Source organism: Bacteroides sp. A1C1 (genome assembly GCF_004328515.1).
GTDB classification, from domain to species: domain Bacteria; phylum Bacteroidota; class Bacteroidia; order Bacteroidales; family Bacteroidaceae; genus Bacteroides; species Bacteroides uniformis.
Genome location: NZ_CP036491.1, coordinates 3041128 through 3065356 on the forward strand (window position 1 = coordinate 3041128; position 24229 = coordinate 3065356).

General features: G+C 49.3%; 25 protein-coding genes. 2 read left to right on the forward strand and 23 right to left on the reverse strand.

Translation table 11 applies throughout. From position 1 onward, the window contains the following. Both EYA81_RS12255 and EYA81_RS12260 read left to right on the forward strand, forming a co-directional pair. Nucleotides 1–771 (forward strand): TlpA disulfide reductase family protein, encoded by a 771-nt coding sequence (locus tag EYA81_RS12255; protein ID WP_117964794.1) that lies wholly within the window; start codon nt 1–3, stop codon nt 769–771. A gap of 101 nt (nt 772–872) precedes the next feature. Then, nucleotides 873–2114, forward strand: coding sequence for a hypothetical protein (locus EYA81_RS12260; protein ID WP_117964792.1), 1242 nt, complete (start codon nt 873–875; stop codon nt 2112–2114). On the opposite strand, the gene miaA is transcribed toward EYA81_RS12260, so the two are convergent. The 23 genes from miaA to EYA81_RS12375 all read right to left on the reverse strand — a co-directional run bounded on the left by miaA (nt 2090) and on the right by EYA81_RS12375 (nt 24116). Further along, the gene (gene miaA / locus EYA81_RS12265; protein WP_117599416.1) at nt 2090–2995 is read right to left on the reverse strand and encodes a tRNA (adenosine(37)-N6)-dimethylallyltransferase MiaA; all 906 of its coding nucleotides are present in this window, start codon (nt 2993–2995) and stop codon (nt 2090–2092) included. The genes EYA81_RS12260 and miaA overlap by 25 nt on opposite strands. A 65-nt stretch (nt 2996–3060) precedes the next feature. Next, on the reverse strand, nt 3061–3615 hold the full coding sequence (locus EYA81_RS12270; protein ID WP_057282010.1) for a hypothetical protein: 555 nt from the start codon (nt 3613–3615) through the stop codon (nt 3061–3063). A gap of 56 nt (nt 3616–3671) precedes the next feature. Beyond that, nucleotides 3672–4448, reverse strand: a complete 777-nt coding sequence (gene lpxA / locus EYA81_RS12275; RefSeq protein WP_009037103.1) for an acyl-ACP--UDP-N-acetylglucosamine O-acyltransferase — start codon at nt 4446–4448, stop codon at nt 3672–3674. A gap of 137 nt (nt 4449–4585) precedes the next feature. Next, complete coding sequence (locus tag EYA81_RS12280; RefSeq protein WP_005823709.1) at nt 4586–5971, reverse strand: bifunctional UDP-3-O-[3-hydroxymyristoyl] N-acetylglucosamine deacetylase/3-hydroxyacyl-ACP dehydratase; 1386 nt, start codon at nt 5969–5971, stop codon at nt 4586–4588. Between the two features lie 3 nt (nt 5972–5974). Further along, nucleotides 5975–7015, reverse strand: coding sequence for a UDP-3-O-(3-hydroxymyristoyl)glucosamine N-acyltransferase (gene lpxD / locus EYA81_RS12285; RefSeq protein ID WP_131225851.1), 1041 nt, complete (start codon nt 7013–7015; stop codon nt 5975–5977). An 84-nt stretch (nt 7016–7099) separates the two neighbouring features. Then, nucleotides 7100–8326 (reverse strand): HD domain-containing protein, encoded by a 1227-nt coding sequence (locus tag EYA81_RS12290; RefSeq protein WP_131225853.1) that lies wholly within the window; start codon nt 8324–8326, stop codon nt 7100–7102. Nucleotides 8327–8332: 6 nt separating this feature from the next. Next, nucleotides 8333–9163: an orotidine-5'-phosphate decarboxylase gene (gene pyrF, locus EYA81_RS12295; RefSeq protein ID WP_131225855.1), complete on the reverse strand. Its 831-nt coding sequence runs from the start codon at nt 9161–9163 to the stop codon at nt 8333–8335. 120 nt (nt 9164–9283) lie between these two features. Then, nucleotides 9284–10396, reverse strand: coding sequence for a peptide chain release factor 1 (gene prfA, locus EYA81_RS12300; protein WP_118930981.1), 1113 nt, complete (start codon nt 10394–10396; stop codon nt 9284–9286). 4 nt (nt 10397–10400) lie between these two features. After that, on the reverse strand, nt 10401–11570 hold the full coding sequence (locus tag EYA81_RS12305) for an AIR synthase-related protein (RefSeq protein ID WP_120141110.1): 1170 nt from the start codon (nt 11568–11570) through the stop codon (nt 10401–10403). A gap of 112 nt (nt 11571–11682) precedes the next feature. Next, nucleotides 11683–12264, reverse strand: a complete 582-nt coding sequence (locus EYA81_RS12310) for a LemA family protein (protein WP_005835359.1) — start codon at nt 12262–12264, stop codon at nt 11683–11685. Nucleotides 12265–12435: 171 nt separating this feature from the next. Beyond that, nucleotides 12436–13344 (reverse strand): YgcG family protein, encoded by a 909-nt coding sequence (locus tag EYA81_RS12315; RefSeq protein ID WP_117991045.1) that lies wholly within the window; start codon nt 13342–13344, stop codon nt 12436–12438. A gap of 40 nt (nt 13345–13384) precedes the next feature. Continuing rightward, nucleotides 13385–14380, reverse strand: coding sequence for an alpha/beta hydrolase (locus EYA81_RS12320; protein WP_131225856.1), 996 nt, complete (start codon nt 14378–14380; stop codon nt 13385–13387). Next, nucleotides 14380–15126, reverse strand: coding sequence for a shikimate dehydrogenase (locus tag EYA81_RS12325; RefSeq protein ID WP_005835363.1), 747 nt, complete (start codon nt 15124–15126; stop codon nt 14380–14382). The genes EYA81_RS12320 and EYA81_RS12325 overlap by 1 nt, the downstream gene beginning before the upstream one ends. Nucleotides 15127–15156: 30 nt before the next feature. Beyond that, a complete protein-coding gene (gene ubiE / locus EYA81_RS12330) occupies nt 15157–15894 on the reverse strand; it encodes a bifunctional demethylmenaquinone methyltransferase/2-methoxy-6-polyprenyl-1,4-benzoquinol methylase UbiE (RefSeq protein WP_098032550.1) in 738 nt (245 codons plus the stop codon). Between the two features lie 89 nt (nt 15895–15983). Next, nucleotides 15984–16925, reverse strand: coding sequence for a phosphoribosylaminoimidazolesuccinocarboxamide synthase (locus tag EYA81_RS12335; RefSeq protein ID WP_117599425.1), 942 nt, complete (start codon nt 16923–16925; stop codon nt 15984–15986). A 26-nt stretch (nt 16926–16951) separates the two neighbouring features. Then, complete coding sequence (locus EYA81_RS12340) at nt 16952–17953, reverse strand: PhoH family protein (RefSeq protein ID WP_131225858.1); 1002 nt, start codon at nt 17951–17953, stop codon at nt 16952–16954. Between the two features lie 9 nt (nt 17954–17962). Next, on the reverse strand, nt 17963–18682 hold the full coding sequence (locus EYA81_RS12345) for a M23 family metallopeptidase (protein ID WP_117599427.1): 720 nt from the start codon (nt 18680–18682) through the stop codon (nt 17963–17965). Continuing rightward, nucleotides 18683–19348, reverse strand: coding sequence for a B3/4 domain-containing protein (locus EYA81_RS12350; protein WP_131225860.1), 666 nt, complete (start codon nt 19346–19348; stop codon nt 18683–18685). Nucleotides 19349–19382: 34 nt separating this feature from the next. Further along, a complete protein-coding gene (pgeF, locus tag EYA81_RS12355) occupies nt 19383–20192 on the reverse strand; it encodes a peptidoglycan editing factor PgeF (RefSeq protein WP_131225862.1) in 810 nt (269 codons plus the stop codon). Beyond that, complete coding sequence (gene obgE, locus EYA81_RS12360) at nt 20189–21370, reverse strand: GTPase ObgE (RefSeq protein ID WP_131225863.1); 1182 nt, start codon at nt 21368–21370, stop codon at nt 20189–20191. The genes pgeF and obgE overlap by 4 nt, the downstream gene beginning before the upstream one ends. 14 nt (nt 21371–21384) lie before the next feature. Further along, the gene (locus tag EYA81_RS12365) at nt 21385–21957 is read right to left on the reverse strand and encodes an adenylate kinase (RefSeq protein WP_005823672.1); all 573 of its coding nucleotides are present in this window, start codon (nt 21955–21957) and stop codon (nt 21385–21387) included. Nucleotides 21958–21999: 42 nt separating this feature from the next. Next, complete coding sequence (gene hpt / locus EYA81_RS12370; RefSeq protein WP_005823670.1) at nt 22000–22536, reverse strand: hypoxanthine phosphoribosyltransferase; 537 nt, start codon at nt 22534–22536, stop codon at nt 22000–22002. A gap of 41 nt (nt 22537–22577) precedes the next feature. Continuing rightward, entirely contained in the window at nt 22578–24116 is a 1539-nt protein-coding gene (locus tag EYA81_RS12375) for a peptide MFS transporter (RefSeq protein ID WP_131225865.1), read from the reverse strand. Nucleotides 24117–24229: the final 113 nt, after the last annotated feature.

Genomic DNA, 24229 nt, shown 5'->3' on the forward strand with positions numbered 1-24229 from the left:
ATGACAAGTAAAATTCTTTCTTTGTTTCTGATTCTGATAGCTGTGGGGGCAGGGCTTTGCTCTGCCCAGACAGCAGGTAAGAAATATTATTTAGTGGATGGCCTTTTCTTCGAAGGCATGCCACCTTGTGTGGATTCGGATAATGTAGCAGCCTACGTTATACATAAGGACGGCGTGGGACACGAGGTTACAGAACTTCGTTTGTGCAGGGATTTTGTGCTGCCTGAAGATGTGAGAAAATACGCTACTCCTGCTGAAGAGGTGTCTGGTGCGGAAGCCTTTTTGATGAGTTATCGTGGAGGGATAGGGCAGAAGCTCCCGATAGTCTCTGTCGTACGGACTCTGAAGACAGAGGAATGGATAGGTAAACCCTTTCCAGAATTCAAAGTAAAAGATACCGCAGGGAAGGAGTGGACTAATACCGATGTAGTGGGCCGTCCTATGGTCTTGAACTTCTGGTATACTGGCTGTGGCCCTTGTATCCGTGAAATGCCGGAGCTGAACAAATGGATGGAAGTCTATCCTGATGTAACCTATCTTGCTACGACTTTTGACAGTGCTGCACAAATAAAGAAAATTGTAGAGAGCCGTCCTTTTCTCTTTACCCAGATAGCCGATGACTTGTTTTTCTTCGAGACCTTTCATGTGAGCGGTATGCCGGTCACTATACTGGTGGATAAGAAAGGTATTATCCGCCATATAGAACAAGGTACTGGAACTGCGAAACTTCGGTATATACAGGATAAGTTGCAGAAACTTGTCAGCGAATAATTCTTTCTTGATGAATAGGGATAAGGATTTCAGAGGATTTCTTTTGCTCTTTCACAGATTATCATACCTTTGCGAATATAAATCTAAGGAAGGGGAAGGTTATGATAAAACATCTTTTTTTAATATTGGGACTGCTTGCTGCGCTCACTTTTGCCGAGCCGGTTCTGGCTTGTACATCTGCCGTCGTTTCCGGAAAGGTTACTCTTGACGGCCGTCCGTTGCTATGGAAAAACCGTGATACGGACTATCTGCGAAATCATGTAGCTTATGTGAAAGGTGAGAAGTATGACTTCATTGCCGATGTGAATAGTGACAATTTCCCTGATTTGAAGGAGGCATGGGTCGGTACCAATTCCGCCGGCTTTGCCTTGATGAACACCCAATCCTACAATCTGGTGGAAGTGAAAGATGGGGAAGAACGGGGTGCCGCCAACGGGAGGATTATCTACCGTGCTTTGGAGGTTTGTGCCACGGTGGAGGACTTCTGCCATTTTCTTGATACCATCACCAAGCCCAGCCTGATAGAAGCCAATTTTGGCGTGATTGATGCCAAAGGCGGTGCCGCCATGTTTGAGGTGGATTACTATAAATATACGATGTATGATGCCAATGATCCGAAAGATGCTCCTTACGGTTACATTGCCCGTACGAACTTTTCTTTTGCCGGTGAGGTGAACCGGGGAGCGGGTTATGTACGCTATATGGAGGCAGACCGGGTATTGATGAAGGCTTCTGCAACGGGTGGGGTGACACCTCAGGGTATCTTCAATGACCTTTCACGTTCGTTCCGCAATTGCATGCTCGATATTGATTTGAGGAGCGGGAAGTTTAATCGCCCGCAAGGTTCCGGTTGGTTTGTCGACCAGGATTTTATTCCCCGTAACAGCACTTCTTGTTCCATTGTGGTGCAGGGCGTAAAACCGGGTGAGAAGGCGGAACTTACTACGATGTGGACAATGCTGGGATATTCTCCTACGGGCATTGCCGTGCCACTTTGGGTGAAGGATGCGGATAAATTTCTGCCTTCGATGGTATGTTGGGACAAGGCGTGTGCTGCCGCTCCGCTCAGTGATTGGTCACTCCGGCTTTCCAATAATGTCTTCTGTTACAATCAGGGGATGGGAACCAATCGTTATCTGAATTGGGAAAAACTGTACAATATGGAGAATAACGGCTATATGCAACAGCTTGTTCCGGTGGAGGCGGAGGTGTTTCGCCGTACATGCCCATTGTTGGACAGTTGGAGACAGCAAGGAAGCATTGATTCTCAAGAAATGCAGAAGCTTTATCAAGATGTGGAAGCACTTGTCCGAAAGGCTTATACGCCTTTGATGGAGCAATGACAGTATTCCAGTATTTCTCTTTCCTGCTCAGGGTGGAACCAGCGGATTTCCTCGTCCCGTTTGAACCAGGTCATTTGCTTACGGGAATAGATGCGTGAGTTCTGCTTTATCTTCTCAATGGCAAAGGGTAATGTCCATTCGCCGTCCAGGTACTTGAATATTTCTTTGTAGCCTACTGTATTTAGGGAATTTAGACTTTTATGCGGATAGACCATGCGCGCTTCTTCCACCAAACCCTCTTCCACCATTTGGTCCACCCGGCAGTTGATGCGTTCATAAAGCTCTTCCCGGTCACGCGTTAATCCTATTTTGATAATACGGAAGGGGCGTTCTTTCTTTTGTTGGGTGCGGAAGGAAGTGTAGGTCTTGCCCGTCATATAGCAGATTTCCAAAGCATGGACTACGCGTTTTGGGTTTTTCAAATCTACTATTTTGTAATATTCCGGGTCCAACAGCTTAAGTTCCGCACAAAGTCTTTCCAGACCTTCTGTTTCGTATTTGTACAGCATGAGTTGGCGTGTATCGGCATCTACGGTCGGAATGTCGTCAATGCCTTTACAGACTGCATCTACATACATCATTGAGCCTCCGGTCAGCAGTATGGTGTTATGCTTTGTAAACAAGTCTTCCAGCAGCTTCATTACTTCCGCTTCGTATTGGGCGGCACTGTAATAGTCTGTCAGCTTCAGGGTACCGACGAAGTGATGCTGTACCCGTTGCAGCTGCTCCGGTGTAGGGGCAGCCGTGCCTATCTTTAAATCTGCATAGAGTTGTCTCGAATCGGCCGAGACGATACAAGTATGGAAATGTTCTGCCAATCGGAGGCTTAATTCTGTTTTGCCTACTCCGGTGGGGCCGATAAGTACGATTAGGGTGTGCATGCGGGTATAAAATTTAGGCGCGAACCATAACAATCCGCGCCTTTCTGAAGGGGAATAATGTCTGTTTAATATTTCTCTTCTTCGAAGGAGTTCCCGGCTTCGTCCAAACCGCCGAAACCCTCTTTGTCGAAATCTTCCATATCGAAGTCTTGGTCGCCGTAAAAGTTTTCGTCCAAGTCCAGGGAACCGCCGGCAGCTGCCATTTCTTCAAAGTCAACGGTCTGCTTGGGAGCTTCACCCGCTTTCTTGGTGCATTTGGCGCCTTTCATTTCTTTTCCGGTAATGATTTCAGAAAGCTCGATGAAGAAGCAGCGTTCAGTCATATAATCGAATACATAGAGAAGTTTCTGCTTCTCGTCTTCAACCAGTTCGCTCAGCTGGGTCTCTTTCATCACCCAACTGTCCATTTCCGGATTATCGTCCATTTCTTCCAGCGTAATTTCCTTTTCTTTTTCCCAGTCATCATCGCAAATGAAGAAAGAAGTCATCTGGTCGTTAGTGTAGCCTGCCGACTTTAGAATCGCCTCATGGAAGTCATAAAAGGTAGCTTCCGGGTCTATCTGTATTTCTCTGACAAAATCGTCCACCTCATCAGAGATGATTGTAAATCTGTAGATCATGATGATTTATAATTTATGATTTCTGACTTCTGATTTTGTGTAAATCATACGTCTTTTCATTTTCCTGCGGGGATAATGCCGCGGGCTGATTCACGTATAAAGTTTACGATATAGCTTATTTCCGGTGTCATTTCCATTTCATCCTCGATTTTCTTCAAGGCATCCGTATTGTTCAGGCCGCCTTGGTAGATGATGCGATAGGCATCATGGATTTTCTCGATGGTCTCGTTGGAGAAGCCGCGGCGGCGTAACCCTACCACATTGATTCCCGCATAGCAGATAGGCTCGCGTCCGGCAATGATGTACGGTGGGATGTCCTTGCTGAAACGGCAGCCGCCCTGTATCATGCCGTAACCACCTACATGGCAGAATTGGTGCATCAGTACATTGGCGCTGATGATGGAATAATCGTCGATGACAATTTCACCCGCCATTTTTGTAGAGTTGCCAATGATACAGCCGTTGCCTATTAGGGCATCATGCGCCACGTGTACACTTTCCATCAAGAGATTGTTGTTGCCGACGATGGTTCTGCCTTTGGCAGCTGTACCGCGGTTGACAGTTACGTTTTCACGTATGATATTGTTGTCTCCGATTTCAGCAGTGCTTTCCTCCCCTCTGAACTTTAAATCCTGGGGAATGGCACCGATAACGGCTCCCGGGAAAATGGTGTTTCCATTGCCGATGCGTGCACCGTACAGAATGTTGGCGTTTGCCATAATCTTGTTGTTATCACCGATTACCACATTCTTGTCAATGAAAACAAAAGGAGCAATCTCTACGTTTTCCCCGATTTTAGCTTCGGGATGAATATACGCTAAGGGACTTATCATATTATTTACGATTTAGCTATTTACAATTTACGATTGAGATTACTTGCGATTTACTGTATATACGATTTTACCCGAAGGTGATAATTCTTATGGGTAATATGAATCGTAAATCGTAAATCTTCTAATCGTGAATCTATTTATTTGTTCTTAACTATTTGTGCCATAAACTCTGCTTCGCAGACCACCTTTTCGCCTACGAACACATAACCTTTCATGGTGGAGATGCCGCGGCGTATGGGGGCCATCAGCTCTACACGGAAGATGAGCGTGTCTCCCGGTACCACTTTCTGGCGGAATTTCACACCGTCAATCTTCATGAAGTAGGTGGAGTAACGTTCCGGTTCATCCACCGAATTCAGTACAAGCAAACCTCCCGTCTGTGCCATTGCCTCTATCTGCAATACACCGGGCATTACGGGTTCCTGCGGGAAGTGTCCCTGGAAGAAAGGTTCGTTGGAAGTTACGTTCTTGACACCTACAATGTAGTTGGCACCTATTTCTATGACTTTGTCCACCAATTGCATCGGGTAACGGTGAGGCAGAAGTTCGCGGATGCGGTTTACATCCATAATCGGTTCGCGGTTGCAGTCGTAGGTAGGAGCCTGTATTTCGTGCAGGCGGATTTCCTTGCGCATCTGGCGAGCGAACTTATTGTTGATGGTGTGTCCCGGGCGGGTAGCGATGATACGGCCCTTGATGGGCTTGCCTATCAAAGCCAGGTCACCGATGACGTCGAGCAACTTGTGGCGGGCGCATTCATTGGGCCACACCAAAGGTTTGTGGTTGATATATCCCAATTGTTTGGCGTCCATGTGAGGAACACCCATCACATCGGCCAGCTTGTCATAGTTCTCCTGGGACATTTCGCGTTCGTAAATAACAATCGCATTGTCAAGGTCGCCGCCCTTGATAAGACCGGCTTGCAGCAACGGCTCAATTTCGCGTACAAACACGAAAGTACGGCTTGCGGCGATTTCATCCTTGAACTTCGTCATGTCTTCCAGCGTTGCAAACTGGTTGGGGAGGATGTTGGAGTCGTATGATACCAATACATTCAAACTGAAGTTCTCGTCCGGCAATACGATGATGGAAGAGCCGGTTGTTTCGTCACGGAATTCAATTTTGGACTTGATGATATAGAAATCTTTTACGGCATTTTGTTCTACAGTGCCTACGCGCTCTATTTCGTTGACATAATATTGGGCGCTTCCGTCCAGAATGGGAAATTCCGGTCCGTTTACCTGTATCAGGCAGTTATCGATACCCAATGCATAGAGGGCTGCCATACCATGCTCCACTGTGCTCACCTTTACTCCGTTTTTGGAGATTACAGTTCCACGGGTAGTTTCGGATACGTTGTCTGCAACGGCATCGAAGGTTGGCTGTCCTTCCAGGTCGATACGTTGGATTTTGTATCCATGGTTATCCGGAGCAGGATTGAAAGTAACGGTTAGGTCAAGTCCCGTATGAAGACCTTTTCCACTAAGCGAAAAGCTATCTTTCAGAGTCTTTTGTTTTAACATTGGTTACTTATTTAATTGTTGTTTAAGTTCATTCAATTCTTTGCGGAGCTGGCGTAGCTCCACTTGCATTTCCGGCAAACTTCTTTGTACGATGGATGCCTTGAAATATTGTTTCAGCTCCATAGGAGGGGTGCCGATAAGCTGGCTGCCGTTTTTTATGCTACTGGGAACACCAGACTGTGCGCCAAGGTTTACTTTATTGCCAATATGAATATGGCCTGCAATGCCTACCTGACCGCCGAACATGCACCATTCTCCTATCTTGGTAGAACCTGCTATACCTACTTGCGCCGCCATTACGGTGTGGGAGCCTATTTCATCGTTGTGTGCCACCTGAATTAAATTATCCAGTTTCACGCCGCTATGTACGATGGTAGCTCCCATAGTAGCACGGTCCACACACGTGTTGGCACCGATTTCCACATGGTCTTCCAGAATGGTAATGCCTATTTGCGGGATTTTTTCATAACCCTCGGAAGTGGGGGCGAAGCCGAAACCGTCTGCACCGATAACGCAACCGGAGTGCAGGATACAGTGGTTTCCTACCCGGCAATCGTGGTAGATGGTTGAATTGGCGTAAATAATACAGTCATTGCCTACTTTGGCACCGCTGCCAATCGTGACGTGCGGATGAATGACCGTATTGTCTCCCACCTCTGCATGCTCGCCAATGCAGGCAAAAGGCGCAATGTAAACATCCTTGCCAATTTTAGCTGTTTCGGCAACAAATGCCAGAGAGTCAATTCCCACTCGCTTTGGTTTACTTTGCTCATAAAGATTTAGCAATTTAGCAAGACTTTCATACGCATTGTCCACTTTAATCAAGGTAGCTTTCACTTCTTGTTCCGGAACAAAGTCCTTATTTACCAGAACAATGCTTGATTGGGTTTCGTATATGTAGGGGGTATATTTGGGGTTGGATAGGAAGGAGATGGCTCCCGGTATTCCCTCTTCGATTTTCGCAAAGGTATGAACGGTAGCATTCTCGTCTCCAACAATTTCTCCTTGGATAAATATTGCAATTTGTTTAGCAGAGAACTCCATGTCTTATTCTTGTTAGATGGTTTCAAAACGCAAATAACGGACTTTTTTTTTATATTTCCTTGTCCTGAGGTGAATATTTTATACTTATCTATGCAAACGTTGGTAGCATAAGTAGTATTTTTTTACTTTCTTGGACAGAAGAGAGATATTGAGCATATCCGATGCTTCGGCAATATTCTTGATGCTGCCGTCGTTGTAGAGGATGTCAATACTGTCATCTGCCTCGTCGTACATATTCTTCTCGATGCTGGGGGTAGAGATGAAATATCTCGCTTCGGAGAGAGGGATGTTCAGTTGTTCACTGATTTGCAAAGTTAGTGCTTTTTTCCGTTCCTCACTAATAGGTTCGGTAGAAATCTCAACTTTGAAGATGTTTCGGTTAATCATGCCGGCGCTCAAGGTGGACAAAACCTTGTCCGGATGGCGGCTCCATACCTTGAGGGCAGTCCAGATGTCATTATCGTCCAACTGAATGAAATTCTCCAAACATTCGGGATTGTTGTAGAATGCCTCCCGGCTGATGTCGTTGTATAGAAAGAATTTCAAGGCGGGTGAGGCAAAGAGGTCTATGCCGCGGCTTGCCAGTTCCTTGGCGCGGAGCAGGGCGCTAATCAGCATTTTCTCGTAGGCAACGGAGGTCTTATGCAGGTAGACCTGCCAGTACATCAGGCGGCGGGCGGTGAGGAAGTTCTCAATAGAATAGATGCCTTTGGACTCTACTACCAGGTGGTCATCCTTTACATCCAGCATCTTGATGATGCGGGCGGAGCCAATGTTGCCTTCGGTCACTCCGGTATAGAAGCTGTCGCGGCGCAGGTAGTCCAGGCGGTCCATATCCAGTTGCCCGCTTACCAGTTGGTGCAGGAAGCGCTTGGGGTATTCATCCTTGAAAATTTGAATGGCGAGTGTCAACTGTCCGTTCATTTCCTTGTTGATACGTTCCATCAGCATCAAGGAGATGTCTTCGTGGGAGACGCCCTGCACGATAGTATTTTCCAGTACGTGGGAGAAGGGGCCGTGGCCGATGTCGTGCATCAGGATAGCGGCTTCCACAGCTTCGGCTTCGCTGTCGAAGATAAAGTTTCCTTTGGTGGCAAGTTGCTGGATGGCCTCACTCATCAGGTAGAAGGCTCCCAAAGAGTGTTGGAACCGTGTATGCTGCGCACCGGGATATACGACAGAGGACAACCCCAGTTGCTTGATACGGTTTAGACGTTGCAAAAGAGGATGTCGTACAACATCGTACAACAACCCCTTTGGTATGTTGATGAACCCGAAGACAGGGTCGTTGATAATCTTTCTTTCGAACATTAAGCGTTAGCCGTTAATCACTTTTTTCAACTCTTCCGCCATCTGTGCCTGCACTTCTTGGGCTGCTTTTCGGCTGGCGGCGGCGAAGTTCTCTGTCTTGTCCACGTAGATGATGCCACGGCTGGAGTTGACAATCAGGCCGCAAGTCTTGTTCATGCCATACTTGCAGACTTCTTCCAGGGAGCCGCCTTGTGCGCCTACGCCGGGAACCAATAGAAAGTGTTCGGGAGCAATCTTGCGGATATCTTCGAAGGCGCGGCCTTGTGTGGCGCCTACTACGTACATCATCTGTTCGTCACTGGCCCACTCCTGGGATTTGCGGAGCACTTTTTCGAAGAGGCGTTCGCCGTTGGTGTCTTCCGTCAGCTGGAAGTCGTGCGAGCCTTTGTTGCTGGTCAACGCAAGCAGGATTACCCATTTGCCTTCGTACGTAAGGAACGGGGTCACACTGTCTTCGCCCATGTAGGGAGCTACGGTTACGGAATCTATATCCAGCTCTTCGAAGAAGGTGCGGGCATACATGGCAGAGGTGTTCCCGATGTCACCGCGTTTGGCGTCGGCAATGATGAATTGGTCGGGATAGTTCTGCTTGATGTAATTTACGGTTTTCTCGAAAGCTATCCAGCCTTTCACGCCCATACTCTCATAAAATGCCAGATTGGGCTTGTAGGCGATGCAGAGGTCGGCAGTAGCGTCGATGATAGCTTTGTTGAAAGCGAATATAGGGTCTTCCTCTTTCAGAAGATGTTCGGGTATTTTCTTGATGTCGGTGTCAAGACCTACGCAAAGAAATGACTTCTTGCGCTTGATGTTCTCGAATAATTGCTGTTTGTTCATATTATTTTTTAGTTACGGGCTACAAGCTACGAGCTACGAGAGATAGCGTGTGGGCTGGCAGCTGGTTGTTTTTTTAGTTATGAGTTACGAGCTACTTGTCACTTGTTTCTTGTAACTATCTTACAGCTCGCTCTCTTTCAGCCTTTCTGCATTTTCCGCCACAATCAGGTGGTCGATGCAGTCTTGGATGTCTCCGTCCATAAAGGCGGCGAGATTATAAATGGTGTAGTTGATGCGGTGGTCGGTGATGCGTCCTTGCGGATAGTTGTAGGTGCGTATCTTGGCAGAGCGGTCGCCAGTACTGACCATCGTCTTACGCTTGGAGGCGATATCGTCGATGTACTTCTGGTGTTCCTTGTCGTAGATGAAGGTACGTAGGCGCGAGAGGGCGCGTTCCTTGTTCTTGGGCTGGTCGCGCGTCTCGGTACATTCGATGAGGATTTCCTCGACTATGCCTGTGTTGGGGTTCTTCCAGTTGTAGCGCAGGCGCACGCCGGATTCCACCTTGTTCACGTTCTGACCGCCGGCACCACCGCTTCGGAAGGTGTCCCACTTGATTTCACCTTCGTTGATGACTACGTCGAACTCTTCGGCTTCGGGAAGCACGGCTACGCTGGCGGCTGAGGTGTGTACGCGTCCTTGCGTTTCTGTGGCCGGTACGCGCTGCACGCGGTGCACGCCCGATTCATATTTCAGTGTGCCATATACATTGTCTCCCGTCACGGAGCAGACAATTTCCTTGAAACCGCCGGCTGCACCTTCGTTGGCGCTGGATATCTCCATTCTCCATCCCTTGGATTCGCAATACTTGGTGTACATGCGGAAGAGGTCGCCGGCAAAGATTGCCGCTTCGTCACCACCCGTGCCGCCACGAATTTCGAGGATGGCATTACGGCCATCCTGCGGGTCGGCGGGGACGAGCAGCAGCTTTATCTGCTCTTCCAGTTCCGGTTGGCGGGCTTGGCAGGCATCCAGCTCTTCGCGTGCCATTTCCCGCATCTCCTGGTCTGTTTCGTTGGCGATAATTTCTTTGGCTTCTTCTATGCCGCCCAGTACTTGCATGTACTCTTTGCGGGCATTCATCAGGTCGCCCAGTTCTTTATATTCTTTGGTGAGCTTGACGTAACGCTTCTGGTCCGCAATCACTGCCGGGTCTGTAATCAAGGTCGACACTTCTTCGAAGCGGGCGACAAGCCCTTCCAGCTTTTCGAGTATGGTATTGTTGTCTGCCATATATTTAATACTTGAACTCTCCGAATTCACTCTTGATAATCAGTTCTTTCTTGTCGCTTTCTTCCACGCGGCCTACAATCTGTGCATCGATGTTGAAACTCTTCGAAATAGCAATCACCTCTTCTGCATGTTCGGGAGAGAGGTACACTTCCAGGCGATGTCCCATATTGAACACCTTGTACATTTCGCTCCAGTCCGTATCGCTCTGCTCCTTGATGGTCTTGAACAACGGTGGAACGGGGAAGAGATTGTCTTTGATGACACGGCAGTTGTCTCCCACAAAGTGCAGTACCTTGGTTTGTGCGCCGCCCGAGCAGTGTACCATACCGTGGATTTGGGGACGGAGCGCATCGAGCAGTTTCTTTACTACCGGTGCGTAGGTGCGGGTAGGGGAAAGTACCAGCTTTCCTGCATCCAGCGGACTGTCTTCGACACTGTCTGTCAGTTTTAGCTTGCCACTGTATACCAGCTCTTCGGGTACAGCCTTGTCATAGCTTTCAGGGTATTTCTCTGCCAGGTATTTGGAGAATACATCGTGGCGTGCGCTGGTCAGTCCGTTACTGCCCATACCGCCATTGTATTCTTTCTCATAAGTAGCCTTTCCGTAAGATGCCAGACCAACAATCACATCGCCCGGACGGATATTGGCATTGTCTATAACATCTGAGCGCTTCATGCGGCAGGTCACTGTCGAGTCTACGATAATGGTACGTACAAGGTCGCCCACGTCGGCTGTTTCGCCACCGGTGGCATAAACGCCTACGCCCATCTCGCGGAGTTCGGCAAGCAGTTCGTCCGTACCGTTGATGATGGCTGAAATTACTTCGCCGGGGATGAGAAGTTTATTACGTCCGATGGTAGAGGATACCAGAATGTTGTCTACCGCACCCACACAAAGCAGGTCGTCGATGTTCATAATCAGTGCATCTTGTGCAATGCCTTTCCACACACCCAGGTCGCCGGTTTCCTTCCAGTACATATAGGCAAGACTGGATTTGGTGCCTGCTCCATCGGCATGCATAATGTTGCAATACTCCGGGTTACCGCCCAAAATGTCGGGGATAATTTTGCAGAAAGCCTGCGGGAAAATACCTTTGTCGATGTTCTTGATGGCGTTGTGCACATCTTCCTTAGATGCGCTGACGCCTCGCATCATGTATCGTTGATTACTCATGAGATAATAGGTTTGTTCAATTGAATGTGCAAAGATACATCTAATCTTCTACAACACAAAGCGAGGCACAAAGTTTCTCGCCTTTGTGCCTCGCTATAGAGTTGTGTATTTATCAGAATTGTACCTGGGGAGCTTGTTCCGCTCCTTCTGCCGCTTCGAAATAAGCTCGTTTCTCAAAACCGAAGAGACCGGCAAGGATATTTTTGGGGAAACGGCGAATGGCTGTATTGAAGTTCTTGGCTGCATTGTTGAAGTTGGTCCGTGCTACGTTGATACGGTTTTCCGTACCTTCCAGCTGTGCCTGCAGTTCCAAGAAATTCTGATTTGCTTTCAAGTCCGGATAGTTTTCTGTGATGGCAAGCAATTTACCGAGGGCAGAAGTCACCGCACCTTGTGCTTTCTGATATTCAGCCAGCTTTTCTGGAGTAAGGTCTGCAGCATCCACTTTGATTTGAGTGGCTTTGCTGCGGGCTTCTACTACACCTTCCAGTGTTTCCTTCTCGTGCGTGGCATATCCTTTCACGGTATTCACCAAGTTCGGAATCAGGTCGGCACGGCGTTGGTATTGGGTTTCTACGTTCGACCATTGTCCGCTGACATTTTCGTCCATGGTTACGAGTCCGTTATAGCCGGTTACACCCCAAATGGCGAGAAGAGCTATAACAACGATAATGATAATGGTTGATTTCTTCATACTTTTCATTTTTAGGCCTCACCTCCAATTTCTCTCCGATAGAGAGAGGGGAGGAGGGGAAGGCAGTTATTAATCATTTAATTATATTCTATGTAAACGTTTTATATTCTTCCAGTATCCTCGAAGGTGTGTCAAAACGGTTGATGGCACACAGATGACACATCCTCGGCGTTAGAACCGGGAACCGGCTCCACCGCCACCTCCCATACCGCCTCCGAAGCTACCACCGCTGAAGCCTCCTCCGCCACCTCCGCCGAAGAGACCTCCACCACCGAAGATGACCGGACCACCTCCGCCTCCTCCCCGGTAGTTTTCATCGTATGACTGCTGGCGGCGCACTACTTTATGTCCGCAATTGCGGCAGGTGTAGGTCACATCTTCCGTTTTCACTCCATTGCGGCGTGAGATGAGTATGCTGCTGCTACGTTGCAATTTATGTTGTCCGCAGTTGGGGCATTTGTTGGCAGCGCGTTGGGCAAGGATGCCTATAATAGATGCCACTGCGAGGAAACCGATAAGCCCCAGTAGGATACCTCCTACGGAGAGGTCATCCTCCTCTTCCGTGTCATTCACCATAGTGCCGTCAAGACGTGAACAGACTGCCTTTACACCCGCTACCATTCCGGCATCCCAATTACCGTCTTTCAGATAGGGAATCATGTATTTGGTCTGTATGCGTTTGCAGATGGCATCAGGAAGGTCCCCTTCCAAACCGTATCCCGTATAAAACTGGATGCAGCGTTGATCGGTTACCAGCAGAATGACCAAACCGTTGTTTTTCTCTTTTTTCCCTACTCCCCATTCATTGAGCAGCTGGTGTGAGAAATCAAAACAGTCTTCTTGTCCGATGGAGGGAACAACGGCAACTACCGTTTCAATACCAGTCTGCTGCTCCAATGCGTAGAGCATGCGGTCTATGTCGGCACATGCCTCTTTGGATAAGATGTCGGCAGGGTTGCAGACATAACGCGTCTTGTCCTGAAGGTGTACTTTAGGAATGTTCTTAGTGGTGTAGACTTCTTGTGCCTGCAAGGATATGAACAAGCACAGGAAGAATGCTATGGAAATAAATCGTTTCATATTACCAATGTTTGTTGCGGCGAAGATAGGAAAAATCACGTCAATGTATGTATTTCCCTACGAATTTCTTTACATGCTCGGTGTATTCCTGCGGATAATCCTTGTAAGACATGGCATGTGTGGCACCGGGTACAATCCATAATTCTTTGGGTTCGGGCTTGGCTTCATAGAGGGGATAAACCATCCACGTCGGTACAAAGGTGTCGGCATCACCGTGGATGAAGAGCATCGGCAAAGTACATTTCTTTACTTGCTCCAGGGCAGAAGCTTCGCGGAAGTCCCATCCGTACTCCTGCCGGCAAAGCCAGCTTGCAGTATGCAGTAGGGGGAAAGCGGGCAGTCCGAACTGTTCTTTCAACTCCCCGCGAAACTCATCCCATACGCTTGTGTAACCGCAGTCTTCCACAAAACACTTGATGAATGGCTGTTGGTATTGTCCGTGTTCCACTTCGCCGGATACCATCATGGTGGTGGCGGCTCCCATGGAGATGCCGTGTACTACCATCTTTGTACTGCGGGACGCTATGCTGTCCGTATGGCTGCGTCCGAAAAGCTCATCGGCGGTTTCGGTCCATTGCAACACGTCGAGCCGGTCTTTCCAGCCCATCTGTACATGGTTTCCTTCGCTCATCCCGTGTCCGTAAAGGTCGGGCAGCAGGATATTGAAGCCCATCTCCTTGCTGTACAAATAACCTATCATCAGCATGCGCACGGCGTTGTCCGTATATCCATGTACGATGACTGCCGTTTTGTCGGTAGGGCGGGCAGCGGCAACATAGAGCGCATGCAGCGTCTCTCCGCGGTCGTTCTCGATGTAGAAGTCCTTCAGTGCTCCTGCGGTCATCAGGCTATCCACCCAGGGGGGCAGTTCGGGGTAGCGCTCGTACATGAAATCGTAGGATGCGGCTATGTTGCGGCTGCGTGAAACGAGGTCGTCCGGTTTCAGGGAATAGCCCAGCATATAGTACCCTCCGCACAACAGTAGGGTGCAGAGGGCGGCCAGACTGAGAATTGAATATTTTATGGCTTTTTTCATTATTTATTCCAAATTTCCCATGCGGCAAAGGCCTGCAACAGCAACATCTCCAGTCCGTTCTTGGTGACGGCTCCTTGTGCCTGGCCTTTCTTCATGAAGAGGGTTTCGTTTGGATTATATAACAAATCGTAGAGCAAATGGTTGGGGGTCAGTAGCTCGTAAGGAATGTTGGGACAGAAGTCCACTTTGGGGTACATGCCTACGGGGGTACAGTTGACAATCACCGTGTACTCCTGCATGATTTCCGGTGTCAGCTCTTCGTAAGTGAGGTATTTGTCCTCTTTCTTGGTGCGCGATACGAAGGTACTTTTTATACCCAGGTTCTCCAGCCCGCGATATACGGCTTTCGATGCGCCGCCGGTGCCCAGAATCAGGGCTTTCTTGTGATGTGGTTGCAAAAGCGGTTCTATGGATTGTGTGAATCCTATGATGTCGGAATTGTAGCCAACCAGCTTTACCTTGCCTTTGGGAAGGCGGATAATCTTGATGACATTGACGGCGCCTATCTTGGCGGTGTCTTTGTCCAGTTCGTCCAGATAGGGGATGACTTGCTCCTTGTAGGGGATGGTCACATTCAGTCCACAGAGGTTAGGGTTTTCCTCTATAACTTCCATGAAATCCTCGATACGTGGAATTTCGAAGTTTACATATTCTGCATCAATGTTTTCTGCCGTGAATTTCTCATTGAAATATCCGATGGAAAAGGAATGTTTCAACGGGTAACCTATTAAACCGTATTTCTGCATAATGAGGGTGTGTTAAAGGGGAATTAATGATTATTTTCTGGCTGTATACAACGTACATATTCCGAAAGTGAGCCGCTTGAAGTGTACTTCACTGAAACCGGCCTTGCGGATAACTTCCTGCATCACTTCTCCTTGAGGGAAGGCACGGATGCTTTCCGGCAGATAAGTGTAGGCGCTGTTGTCTTTCGAAATACATTTACCGAGCAGGGGGATAACGACTTTGGAGTAAATGGTAAACAGTTGTTTCATCGGGAAGCGGTCCGGCGTGGAGAGTTCCAGTATGACAAGATGTCCGCCGGCCGTCAGTACGCGGCACATTTCGGACAGTCCTTTATCCAGCCCTTCGAAGTTGCGGATGCCGAACGCTACGGTTACAGCATCGAAACTCTCATCGGCAAACGAGAGAGAGGTGCAGTCCTCCCGGGCAAATGAAATCTTGTCCGAGAGGTGCGCCCGTTTTACTTTTTCGCGCCCCACATTCATCATGCCTTCCGAGATGTCGGTACCAATCAAAGCATCGGGTTGCAGTTCGCGGCATGCAAGGATGGCGAAATCACCGGTGCCGGTAGCTACGTCCATGATACGTCGGGGGTGGAAAGGAAGGAGGTATTTGATTGCCTTCCTGCGCCAGCTGCGGTCAATACCCATGGATAGGGTGTGATTCAGCTTGTCGTAGGCGGGAGCGATGTTGTCGAACATTTCTTCCACTTGTTCGCTCTTCTTACCGTCAGCGCCGTAGGGCTTGATGTGTTCTTGGGGGTAATCCATGATTTTTTTATGTGCTAATGTGCTGATACGCCAATGTGCTAATTGGCTGCGCTATTATGCCGCAAGGTCATTAGCACATTGGCATATTATCACATTAAGTAATTAGTTACATTCTTTTCAATGCGTTCGGCAATGTTGTCGGTATCTTCCTTTACGAACTTCTCGCCAGTGATGTGTTCGTACAGTTCGATGTAACGTTCGCTGATTGAAGTAACGATTTCGTCTGTCATTTCCGGTACCTGCTGTCCTTCCTTACCCTGAAAACCGTTGTCCATCAGCCATTCGCGTACAAATTCCTTGGAAAGTTGTTTCTGCGGTTCGCCTTTGGCAAAACGTTCTTCGTAGCCTTCGGAGTAGAAATAACGGCTGGAGTCCGGGGTATGGATTTCGTCCATCAGATAAATCTTGCCGTCGTGCTTGCCGAATTCGTATTTGGTGTCTACCAGAATCAATCCGCGTTCCGCTGCAATCTCTGTACCGCGTTTGAAGAGAGCCATTGTGTATTTTTCCAATACGGCATATTCTTCGGGCGTGGCAAGTCCTTGTGCTAGGATTTCTTCTTTGGAGATGTCGGCATCGTGTTCGCCAATTTCGGCTTTGGTAGTCGGGGTGATGATGGGTTCGGGGAACTTCTGGTTCTCCTTCATTCCTTCGGGCAGTTTCACACCGCAGATTTCACGGACACCGCTTTTGTAAGCGCGCCATGCACTGCCGCAGAGGTAACCGCGTACAATCATTTCTACGGGGAATCCTTCACACATCACGCCTACCGTCACCATCGGGTCGGGAGTAGCCATTTTCCAGTTGGGGCAGATGTCGGTGGTGGCATCCAGAAACTTGGCTGCAATCTGGTTCAGCATTTGTCCCTTGAAAGGAATGCCTTTAGGCAATACTACGTCGAAGGCTGAGATACGGTCGGTAGCTACCATGACCAACTTCTCGCCATTGATGTTGTACACATCACGAACCTTCCCATGATAGACACTTTTCTGTCCGGGAAAGTTGAAATCTGTTTTTGTTAATGCTTTCATCTTTGTAATATTTACGATTTGAGAATTTACTGTTTCTGTTCAATCTTGCTATTGGCTTGTTCGGCCTTGCGTCTTTCGCGCTCCGCTTTCGCTTCTTTGTCAAACTTTTCGTAGGCCTCCACAATTTGGGTGACAAGCTTATGCCTTACGATGTCTTTCTTGTTCAGTTCCACGAAGCTGATGCCTTTCACTCCTTTCAGAATACGGAGTGCCTGCACCAGACCGGATGTCTGGGAGGAAGGCAAGTCAATCTGCGTCATGTCTCCCGTGACAATCATCTTGGTGTTCATTCCCATGCGGGTGAGGAACATTTTGATTTGCTGGGTGGTGGTGTTCTGCGCTTCGTCCAGAATGACGACGGCATCGTTCAGTGTGCGTCCGCGCATAAAGGCGAGGGGGGCAATCTGGATGATGTTCAGCTCCATGTACTCTTTCAGCTTGGCAGCAGGTATCATGTCCTGCAGGGCATCATAGAGCGGTTGCAGATACGGGTCTATCTTGTCCTTCATGTCGCCGGGCAGGAAACCGAGCTTTTCTCCGGCTTCTACAGCGGGGCGGCTGAGGATGATTTTCTTGATTTCTTTGTTTTTCAGTGCCCGCACAGCAAGCGCGATGGCAGTATAAGTCTTTCCGGAACCGGCAGGACCGATGGCAAACAGCATGTCGTTCTTGGCAAAAGCCTCCACCAGTTTCAGCTGGTTCTCGCTGCGCGGGATAATCGGCTTTCCGGTTACGCTGAATACAATGACATTGCCCGATTTCTCTGCTTGCGGGGCATTGCCTTTGATGATGTCTATAATGACCTCTTCTTTCAAAGAGTTGTACTCGGCACAGTATTTTTCCAGTTTGGTGATGTTCTCTTCGAATGCACACATTTCCTCCTCATCACCCAATACTTTGATGACATTGCCACGGGCGATGATACGAAGCTTGGGATACAGGGCTTTTATCAGTTGCATGTTGGCGTTGTTTACGCCGTAGAATATTACCGGATCAATATCTTCAAGAACAATCAGTTTTTCTATCATTGATATGCTTTAAAGTTCAATTCGTTCTTTTAGTGAAACGTTTTGCAAATGTAGTGAAACGTTTGGATACTTAAATGGTTCTATCGGGTATTTTTTTTGCAGAGGCTTCGGGTAGATTGCCGGCAATTGTTGCACGACGATGCCGTTTCCTTTTTTTGAGCATCCGATGCGTTGCCGGTTCAGCGTCTGCTCCTTCATGTTGAAGATGATATTGGGGTCGAAGTGCTGGCCGTTGACTCGTGTTTCGAAGTGGAGATGCTCGGTAGAGGCGCGTCCGGTACGTCCGGTCAGTGCGATGGGCTGTCCGGCTTTGACCGTGTCGCCACAATGTACAAGGTTTTTGAAGTTGTGGCTGTATATCGTTTCCAGTCCGAAGTCATGGCGTACGACAACGACATTGCCGTAGGCGCTGTAAGGCTTGGACATCCGTACTACGCCGTTGAAGGCACTCCGTATGGTGTCTTTGGCGCAGGTCTTGATGTCTATGCCGCTGTGGCGTCCCCGCCCCCGTCCGTAAGGGGAGATGACTTTTCCTCCGGGCAGAGGAAAGGAGTATTCCGTGTCCGGAATGTCCTCCAAAGGTAGCTCTATCAGTTCTCTTTGCGAAAACAGTCCTGGAGTGGCAACGCGGATATGGTTGGTTTCCATGGCGGAAAAGACCGCTTTTTTCCCTTGTGCCGTGGCACCAAGGGCTATGAGTAGGAGAGGGACAAGAACGCGTATTCTCATTTATTCAAAATATTGTATGGTCCCACCGGTAGAGGAAGCATATTTCTCCAACAGTCCCAATATCATTTCGGCTGCTTCTTTCAGGCCTTCCTGCCCGTTGTAGCCGTTGACAATGGCAAGGATATGGCGGGTTTCCAGTTTCATCTTGGTGCGTTCGTGGTCACTGGTCGGGGTACCGATACCGCCTATACGGTCGCGGTAGACGGGTAGCCCTTCTATGTTCAGCATGCCGCGGCCTATACCCTCGAACGATTCCTCTCCACGTCCTATGCCCAGTTCAAGGTCGGTTCCTTGTATCTCGTCGGCATCAAATCCGCCGATAGAGTGACCCGTACGTAAGGAAACAAGGTTGATAAGGTCTACCAACGTATCTATCTGATAGAGTTCCAATCCGCGTAGCAGTCGTCGTCTCAGTGCTTCGGCCGAGGGACGGTAGCGGCTGGGGTCTTTGCCGCAACGTTTGTAGGCTTCACGGGTGGCGGCAATGACAGGTTGGTACTTGATGCTGTCCGTGGTTTCACGGGCTCTTAGCTCTTGGGTGAAAGTTGCGATTTCCTGCCACAACCCTTCGCTATATGCGGTATTTGTCACTTCGGCAAATACGGCTGCACCACGGAATTCGGGGCAATTCTGTTTGATTTCTTTAGAAAGTGTGATATGATACATTATAATATGCTTGAATATGTTCTTTATCTCAATTTCATTTTAACATGATTCCTGACAGTAATCTTCCGGATTTGATACCCAGCCTGCGTGCGGAGAAGAATTCTTCGTGTCGGGTGTATGTGCAGATGCCTGCCGTCTCCACTTGTGCGGAAGGTACTCCGAAGTCCAGCAGTTGCAGTCGGTTGGCAGCCCATAGGTCGATATGGTATTTGTGGGTGTCGGGTTTCCATTCGGAGATGCAATCCATCTGGAAACCGTTCTTGCGGAATGCTTCATAGACTTCGTCGCCTACCTCGAAGGCGGAAAGGGAGATACCGGGGCCGATGCAGGCTATCACTTCTTTACCCTCTGTGCCATAGCAGGCACTCATCTTGTCGAGTGTGTGGCCGAGGATGTAATTCACAGTGCCGCGCCATCCGGCATGAACAGCGGCTATCACGGCATTCTTCCGGTCGTAGAGCAGGATGGGAATGCAGTCTGCCGTAGAGATGCAGATGCAGCAGCCCGGTTCACGGGTTATCAGTGCATCAATGCCCTGTAACATGGAGTGGCGTTCTTCTGCTGTTGCTTGCAGATAAGTTCCGTCAATGACAAGTGCCTTTGTCCCGTGGGTCTGAAACGGAATGACCAGTTCTTTGGGACGCTGGGGCAGGGAAGAACACACTATTTCCTGATTGCAGCGCACAGCTCCAGCTTCGTCTCCCGTGTAAGGCGTACAATTGAGGGAGGCATAGTTTCCCTGGCTGCACCCTCCATGACGGGTGGTTACAAAACAAGAAATGCCGGGATATGAGGCAAGCAGCTCATATCCCAACATTTTCCTATCTTCAGTAAGAGGAATCATTTTTTATCTTCCTCCCAATCCTCTTCGTATTCAAAGTCCTCGAGGTCCTCTATGTCCTCGTCGTCGTTGACGTATTCATAGCTGAGGTCTTCGTCCTCACCCTCTTCTTTCAATTCTTCCTGCAGGTGGCTGAGGTCTTTGGCGCGGTGGGCAATGCTGTTCACTTTGCCTTCTATCTTATTGCTTTCCTTGTTCAGCTCTTCCCAAAGGATGTCTTTCAGCGTAGAGATGCCCATGCCGGAGACAGCAGAGATGAATATATGCGGAATCCCTTCGGGCAGTGTCGGTTCTATCTCGTCCATCAGTTCCTGGTCGAGCATGTCGCATTTGGTGACGGCAAGCACTCTCTGTTTGTCCAGCATTTCGGGGTTGAAAGTGCGAAGCTCGTTCAACAGGATTTCGTATTCCTTACGGATGTCGTCACTGTCGGCAGGCACCATGAACAGCAACAATGAGTTGCGCTCGATGTGGCGCAGGAAACGCAATCCCAAGCCTTTGCCGGCACTGGCCCCTTCGATGATACCGGGGATGTCTGCCATGACGAATGACTTGCTGTCACGGTAGGACACGATGCCCAGATTGGGCTCCAAAGTGGTGAACGGGTAATTGGCGATTTTGGGCTTTGCCGCAGAAACGGCTGCCAACAAAGTCGACTTGCCCGCATTGGGGAAGCCTACCAGACCGACGTCTGCCAGCAGCTTCAGTTCCATGATTACCGTCAATTCCTGCATCGGTTCGCCCGGTTGGGCAAAGCGGGGAGCCTGGCGTGTGGCGGTTTTGAAGTGCCAGTTGCCCAGACCTCCTCGTCCGCCTTTCAGCAGGATGACTTCTTGTTCGTGCTCGGTGACGTCGCAGATATATTCACCCGTTTCGGCGTTGTACACCACCGTGCCGCAGGGCACTTCAATAACCTTGTCCGCTCCGTCTTTTCCGAAACTGCGGTTCTTGGAACCGGATTCTCCGTGACCTGCCAGGATGTGGCGATCATATTTCAGGTGGAGCAGCGTCCAGTAGTTGCGGTTACCCCGCAGGATGACATGGCCTCCTCGTCCTCCGTCACCTCCGTCGGGGCCTCCGTTGGGTATGTATTTCTCACGCCGCATATGCGTAGAACCTCGTCCGCCCTTTCCGGAGCGGCAATATATTTTTACGTAGTCAACAAAATTCGATTCAGCCATATTCTGTTTTATTGTTATTTCACTGCGTCAATAGCCTTGCAAACATCAGCAAAGATTTCTTCCAATACGCCGAAGCCTTGGATGTGCTGGTATTTGCCATCTTGTTTGTACCAGTCAATTAGCGGAGCTGTCTGTGAGTGATAAACAACAAGGCGCTTTTTGATTGTCTCTTCGTTGTCGTCTGCACGTCCTGATTCTTGTCCACGCTTGATGAGGCGCTTCATCAGTTCTTCTTCGGGCACGTCGAGGTCAAGCATCACGCTGACTTCTTGTCCGCGTTCGGCGAGCATCTTCTTTAATGCTTCAGCTTGGGCGATTGTTCTGGGGAAGCCGTCGAAAATCACGCCTTTGCTATCCTTGAAGCTGTCGAACACGCTTGCCAGGATATCAATCATCAACTCATCGGGAATCAACTGGCCCTGGTCGATATAACCTTTAGCAGTCTTGCCCAGTTCTGTACCGTTCTTCATTTCAGCACGGAGCACGTCTCCGGTAGAGATGTGGTTGATGCCATACTTTTCTACAATCTTTTCACTTTGCGTTCCCTTACCTGAACCGGGAGCGCCAAAAATTACAATGTTCAACATTTGCTTAGTTATTATTTAATGATTTACTATATTATGTCTGTATCAGTCTACTACAGTATAAATGTCGGGATAGTTGCGCCCGAAGCCGTCATAATCCAACCCGTAGCCCACGATGAAGTCGTTCGGAATATTCATGGCCACATATTCTATGTTTAAATCAACTTTCAGCTTATCGGGTTTCACCAGTAGAGAGGCAATATGAATCTCTCTGGGACCGCGAGTGCCGAGGGTGTCCAGTAAGCGTTGCATGGTGAGTCCCGTATCTACGATATCCTCTACAATGACCACTGTACGGTCCGTGAGGTCTTCATTGATGCCTATTACTTCCTTAATTACCCCGGTAGAGGATACTCCTTGATAAGATGCCAATTTGACAAACGAAATTTCGCAGGGAATCGTGATTCGTTTCAGCAAATCGGCGGTAAACATGAACGAACCGTTCAGTACGCTGAGGAATAGAGGATTCTTTCCTGCCAGGTCGCGGTTGATTTCGTTCGCTACACGGGTTACTTCTTTCAGTATGTCCTGCTCCTTGATGGAGACTGTGAACATCTTGTCTTTTATTTGTATGGTATCCATAGATGGGATGTTTTTAGAAAGTTGCCGCAAAAATACGATTTTTATTCCACTCCATGCATCATCTTCTGTAATTTCTTTGAAAGCAGGAAGAGGATAAGCGATGCCGTGGCAGACATGACGACGAACACCATGAAGAAATCGTACATCGTCTCAATGCGATAGCCCAGTAGCGTCTTTACCTTTCCGGCTTCGGGGTAGAGCCCGCTCAGCGTGCCTGCAAACTTATTGGCAGTGGCGGTGGAGAGGTACCATATCCCCATCATCAGCGAGGCGAAGCGGATGGGCGTGAGCTTGTTCACCATGGAGAGCCCGATGGGCGAGAGGCAGATTTCGCCCATGGTATGGATGAAGTAGAGCCCCGTCAGCCAGATGAGACTCACCTTGATGCCCGGCTGAACATCTTTCACCCCAAAGCAGATGACGAGATAGCCCAGTGAAAGCAGTAGCAAGCCGATAGCTTGCTTGGTGGGCGAGGCGGGCTCCATGCCCCGCTTGCCCAGGGCGCCCCATACGCCCGGCATGATGGCGGCAAGTATCACCACAAAGAAGGGGTTGAAGGACTGAATCCAGGAGGCGGGCATTTCCCACCCCAGGATGACGCGGTCGGTCTGCTCGGAGGCGAAAAGCGTGAGCGAGGCGCCTGCCTGCTCGTAGGCCGCCCAGAAGAAAATGACGAAGAAGGCGATGATGTAGATGACGAAGATGCGGTCGCGCTCCGTCTTGGTGAGCGAGCCTTCCAGCAGGATGCTGACGGGAAACACGATGCAGGCGGTGAAGATGCCGATGCTTATCCAATCGCTCCCGAAACACCGGTAGAAGAAACCGGCAAGCGCGATGGCGAGCAGGGCGAGCAGCAGGTAGTTGCGCATGGGCCGTCCGTTGGCGTGGGCACTCTTCCGGGCGGTGTTGTCTGCCTGGGGCCGCTCCTTGCGGGCGTCGGGGATAATGCCGAGGGGCTTGCCGTCGGGGCCGATGAGGTACTTGTTCTTCTGGGTTTCGAAGAGGACGACCGTCAGCACGGTGACGATGGCTGCGATGAGGAAGCCCCATCGGAAGTCGTGAGGATTGCCCGTCTCGCCAAAGTAGCCGCAGACCAGCGGGGCGAGGAAGGAACCCACGTTGACACCCATATAGAAGATGGTGTAGGCGGAATCCAGCCGTTTGTCACCCGGCTTGTAGAGTTGCCCCACCAGGGAGGAGACGGTGGGCTTGAAGCAGCCGTTGCCCAATATAAGGAAAGTCAGTCCGCCGTACATCAGCCAATGCGAAAGCTCACGCGCCTCCAGCATCGAGGCGCTGGCAAACATCAGGAACTGGCCGACTGCCATCATCATGGCCCCCCAGAAGACGGAACGGCGGATGCCCCAGTATTTGTCGGCGATGTAGCCTCCGATTAAGGGCGTCAGGTACACCAGTCCGGTGTAGCTGCCGTAGATGGAGGCGGCGTGCTCCTTGTCGAAAAGGAGCGCCTGGGTGAGGAACAGGATGAAGATGGCACGCATGCCGTAGTAGCTGAAACGCTCTGCCGTGCTGGTGGCGAAGATAAGGTAAAGACCTTTCGGGTGTCGGGATGTACTCATTGAATATGCTTTTATTGTTTTGGCTTTTATTATATGTTGAGGGTACAAAATTAGTCATTATTTTGCGTAAGTTAATGGGTATAATTAGAAACTTGCCGGCAAGCCTGCGGGAA

Coding starts and splice junctions, on each gene's coding strand:
- EYA81_RS12255 (WP_117964794.1), top strand. CDS start 1: ATGACAAGTAAAATTCTTTCTTTGTTTCTGATTCTGATAGCTGTGGGG.
- EYA81_RS12260 (WP_117964792.1), top strand. CDS start 873: ATGATAAAACATCTTTTTTTAATATTGGGACTGCTTGCTGCGCTCACT.
- miaA (WP_117599416.1), bottom strand. CDS start 2,995: ATGCACACCCTAATCGTACTTATCGGCCCCACCGGAGTAGGCAAAACA.
- EYA81_RS12270 (WP_057282010.1), bottom strand. CDS start 3,615: ATGATCTACAGATTTACAATCATCTCTGATGAGGTGGACGATTTTGTC.
- lpxA (WP_009037103.1), bottom strand. CDS start 4,448: ATGATAAGTCCCTTAGCGTATATTCATCCCGAAGCTAAAATCGGGGAA.
- EYA81_RS12280 (WP_005823709.1), bottom strand. CDS start 5,971: ATGTTAAAACAAAAGACTCTGAAAGATAGCTTTTCGCTTAGTGGAAAA.
- lpxD (WP_131225851.1), bottom strand. CDS start 7,015: ATGGAGTTCTCTGCTAAACAAATTGCAATATTTATCCAAGGAGAAATT.
- EYA81_RS12290 (WP_131225853.1), bottom strand. CDS start 8,326: ATGTTCGAAAGAAAGATTATCAACGACCCTGTCTTCGGGTTCATCAAC.
- pyrF (WP_131225855.1), bottom strand. CDS start 9,163: ATGAACAAACAGCAATTATTCGAGAACATCAAGCGCAAGAAGTCATTT.
- prfA (WP_118930981.1), bottom strand. CDS start 10,396: ATGGCAGACAACAATACCATACTCGAAAAGCTGGAAGGGCTTGTCGCC.
- EYA81_RS12305 (WP_120141110.1), bottom strand. CDS start 11,570: ATGAGTAATCAACGATACATGATGCGAGGCGTCAGCGCATCTAAGGAA.
- EYA81_RS12310 (WP_005835359.1), bottom strand. CDS start 12,264: ATGAAGAAATCAACCATTATCATTATCGTTGTTATAGCTCTTCTCGCC.
- EYA81_RS12315 (WP_117991045.1), bottom strand. CDS start 13,344: ATGAAACGATTTATTTCCATAGCATTCTTCCTGTGCTTGTTCATATCC.
- EYA81_RS12320 (WP_131225856.1), bottom strand. CDS start 14,380: ATGAAAAAAGCCATAAAATATTCAATTCTCAGTCTGGCCGCCCTCTGC.
- EYA81_RS12325 (WP_005835363.1), bottom strand. CDS start 15,126: ATGCAGAAATACGGTTTAATAGGTTACCCGTTGAAACATTCCTTTTCC.
- ubiE (WP_098032550.1), bottom strand. CDS start 15,894: ATGGATTACCCCCAAGAACACATCAAGCCCTACGGCGCTGACGGTAAG.
- EYA81_RS12335 (WP_117599425.1), bottom strand. CDS start 16,925: ATGAAAGCATTAACAAAAACAGATTTCAACTTTCCCGGACAGAAAAGT.
- EYA81_RS12340 (WP_131225858.1), bottom strand. CDS start 17,953: ATGATAGAAAAACTGATTGTTCTTGAAGATATTGATCCGGTAATATTC.
- EYA81_RS12345 (WP_117599427.1), bottom strand. CDS start 18,682: ATGAGAATACGCGTTCTTGTCCCTCTCCTACTCATAGCCCTTGGTGCC.
- EYA81_RS12350 (WP_131225860.1), bottom strand. CDS start 19,348: ATGTATCATATCACACTTTCTAAAGAAATCAAACAGAATTGCCCCGAA.
- pgeF (WP_131225862.1), bottom strand. CDS start 20,192: ATGATTCCTCTTACTGAAGATAGGAAAATGTTGGGATATGAGCTGCTT.
- obgE (WP_131225863.1), bottom strand. CDS start 21,370: ATGGCTGAATCGAATTTTGTTGACTACGTAAAAATATATTGCCGCTCC.
- EYA81_RS12365 (WP_005823672.1), bottom strand. CDS start 21,957: ATGTTGAACATTGTAATTTTTGGCGCTCCCGGTTCAGGTAAGGGAACG.
- hpt (WP_005823670.1), bottom strand. CDS start 22,536: ATGGATACCATACAAATAAAAGACAAGATGTTCACAGTCTCCATCAAG.
- EYA81_RS12375 (WP_131225865.1), bottom strand. CDS start 24,116: ATGAGTACATCCCGACACCCGAAAGGTCTTTACCTTATCTTCGCCACC.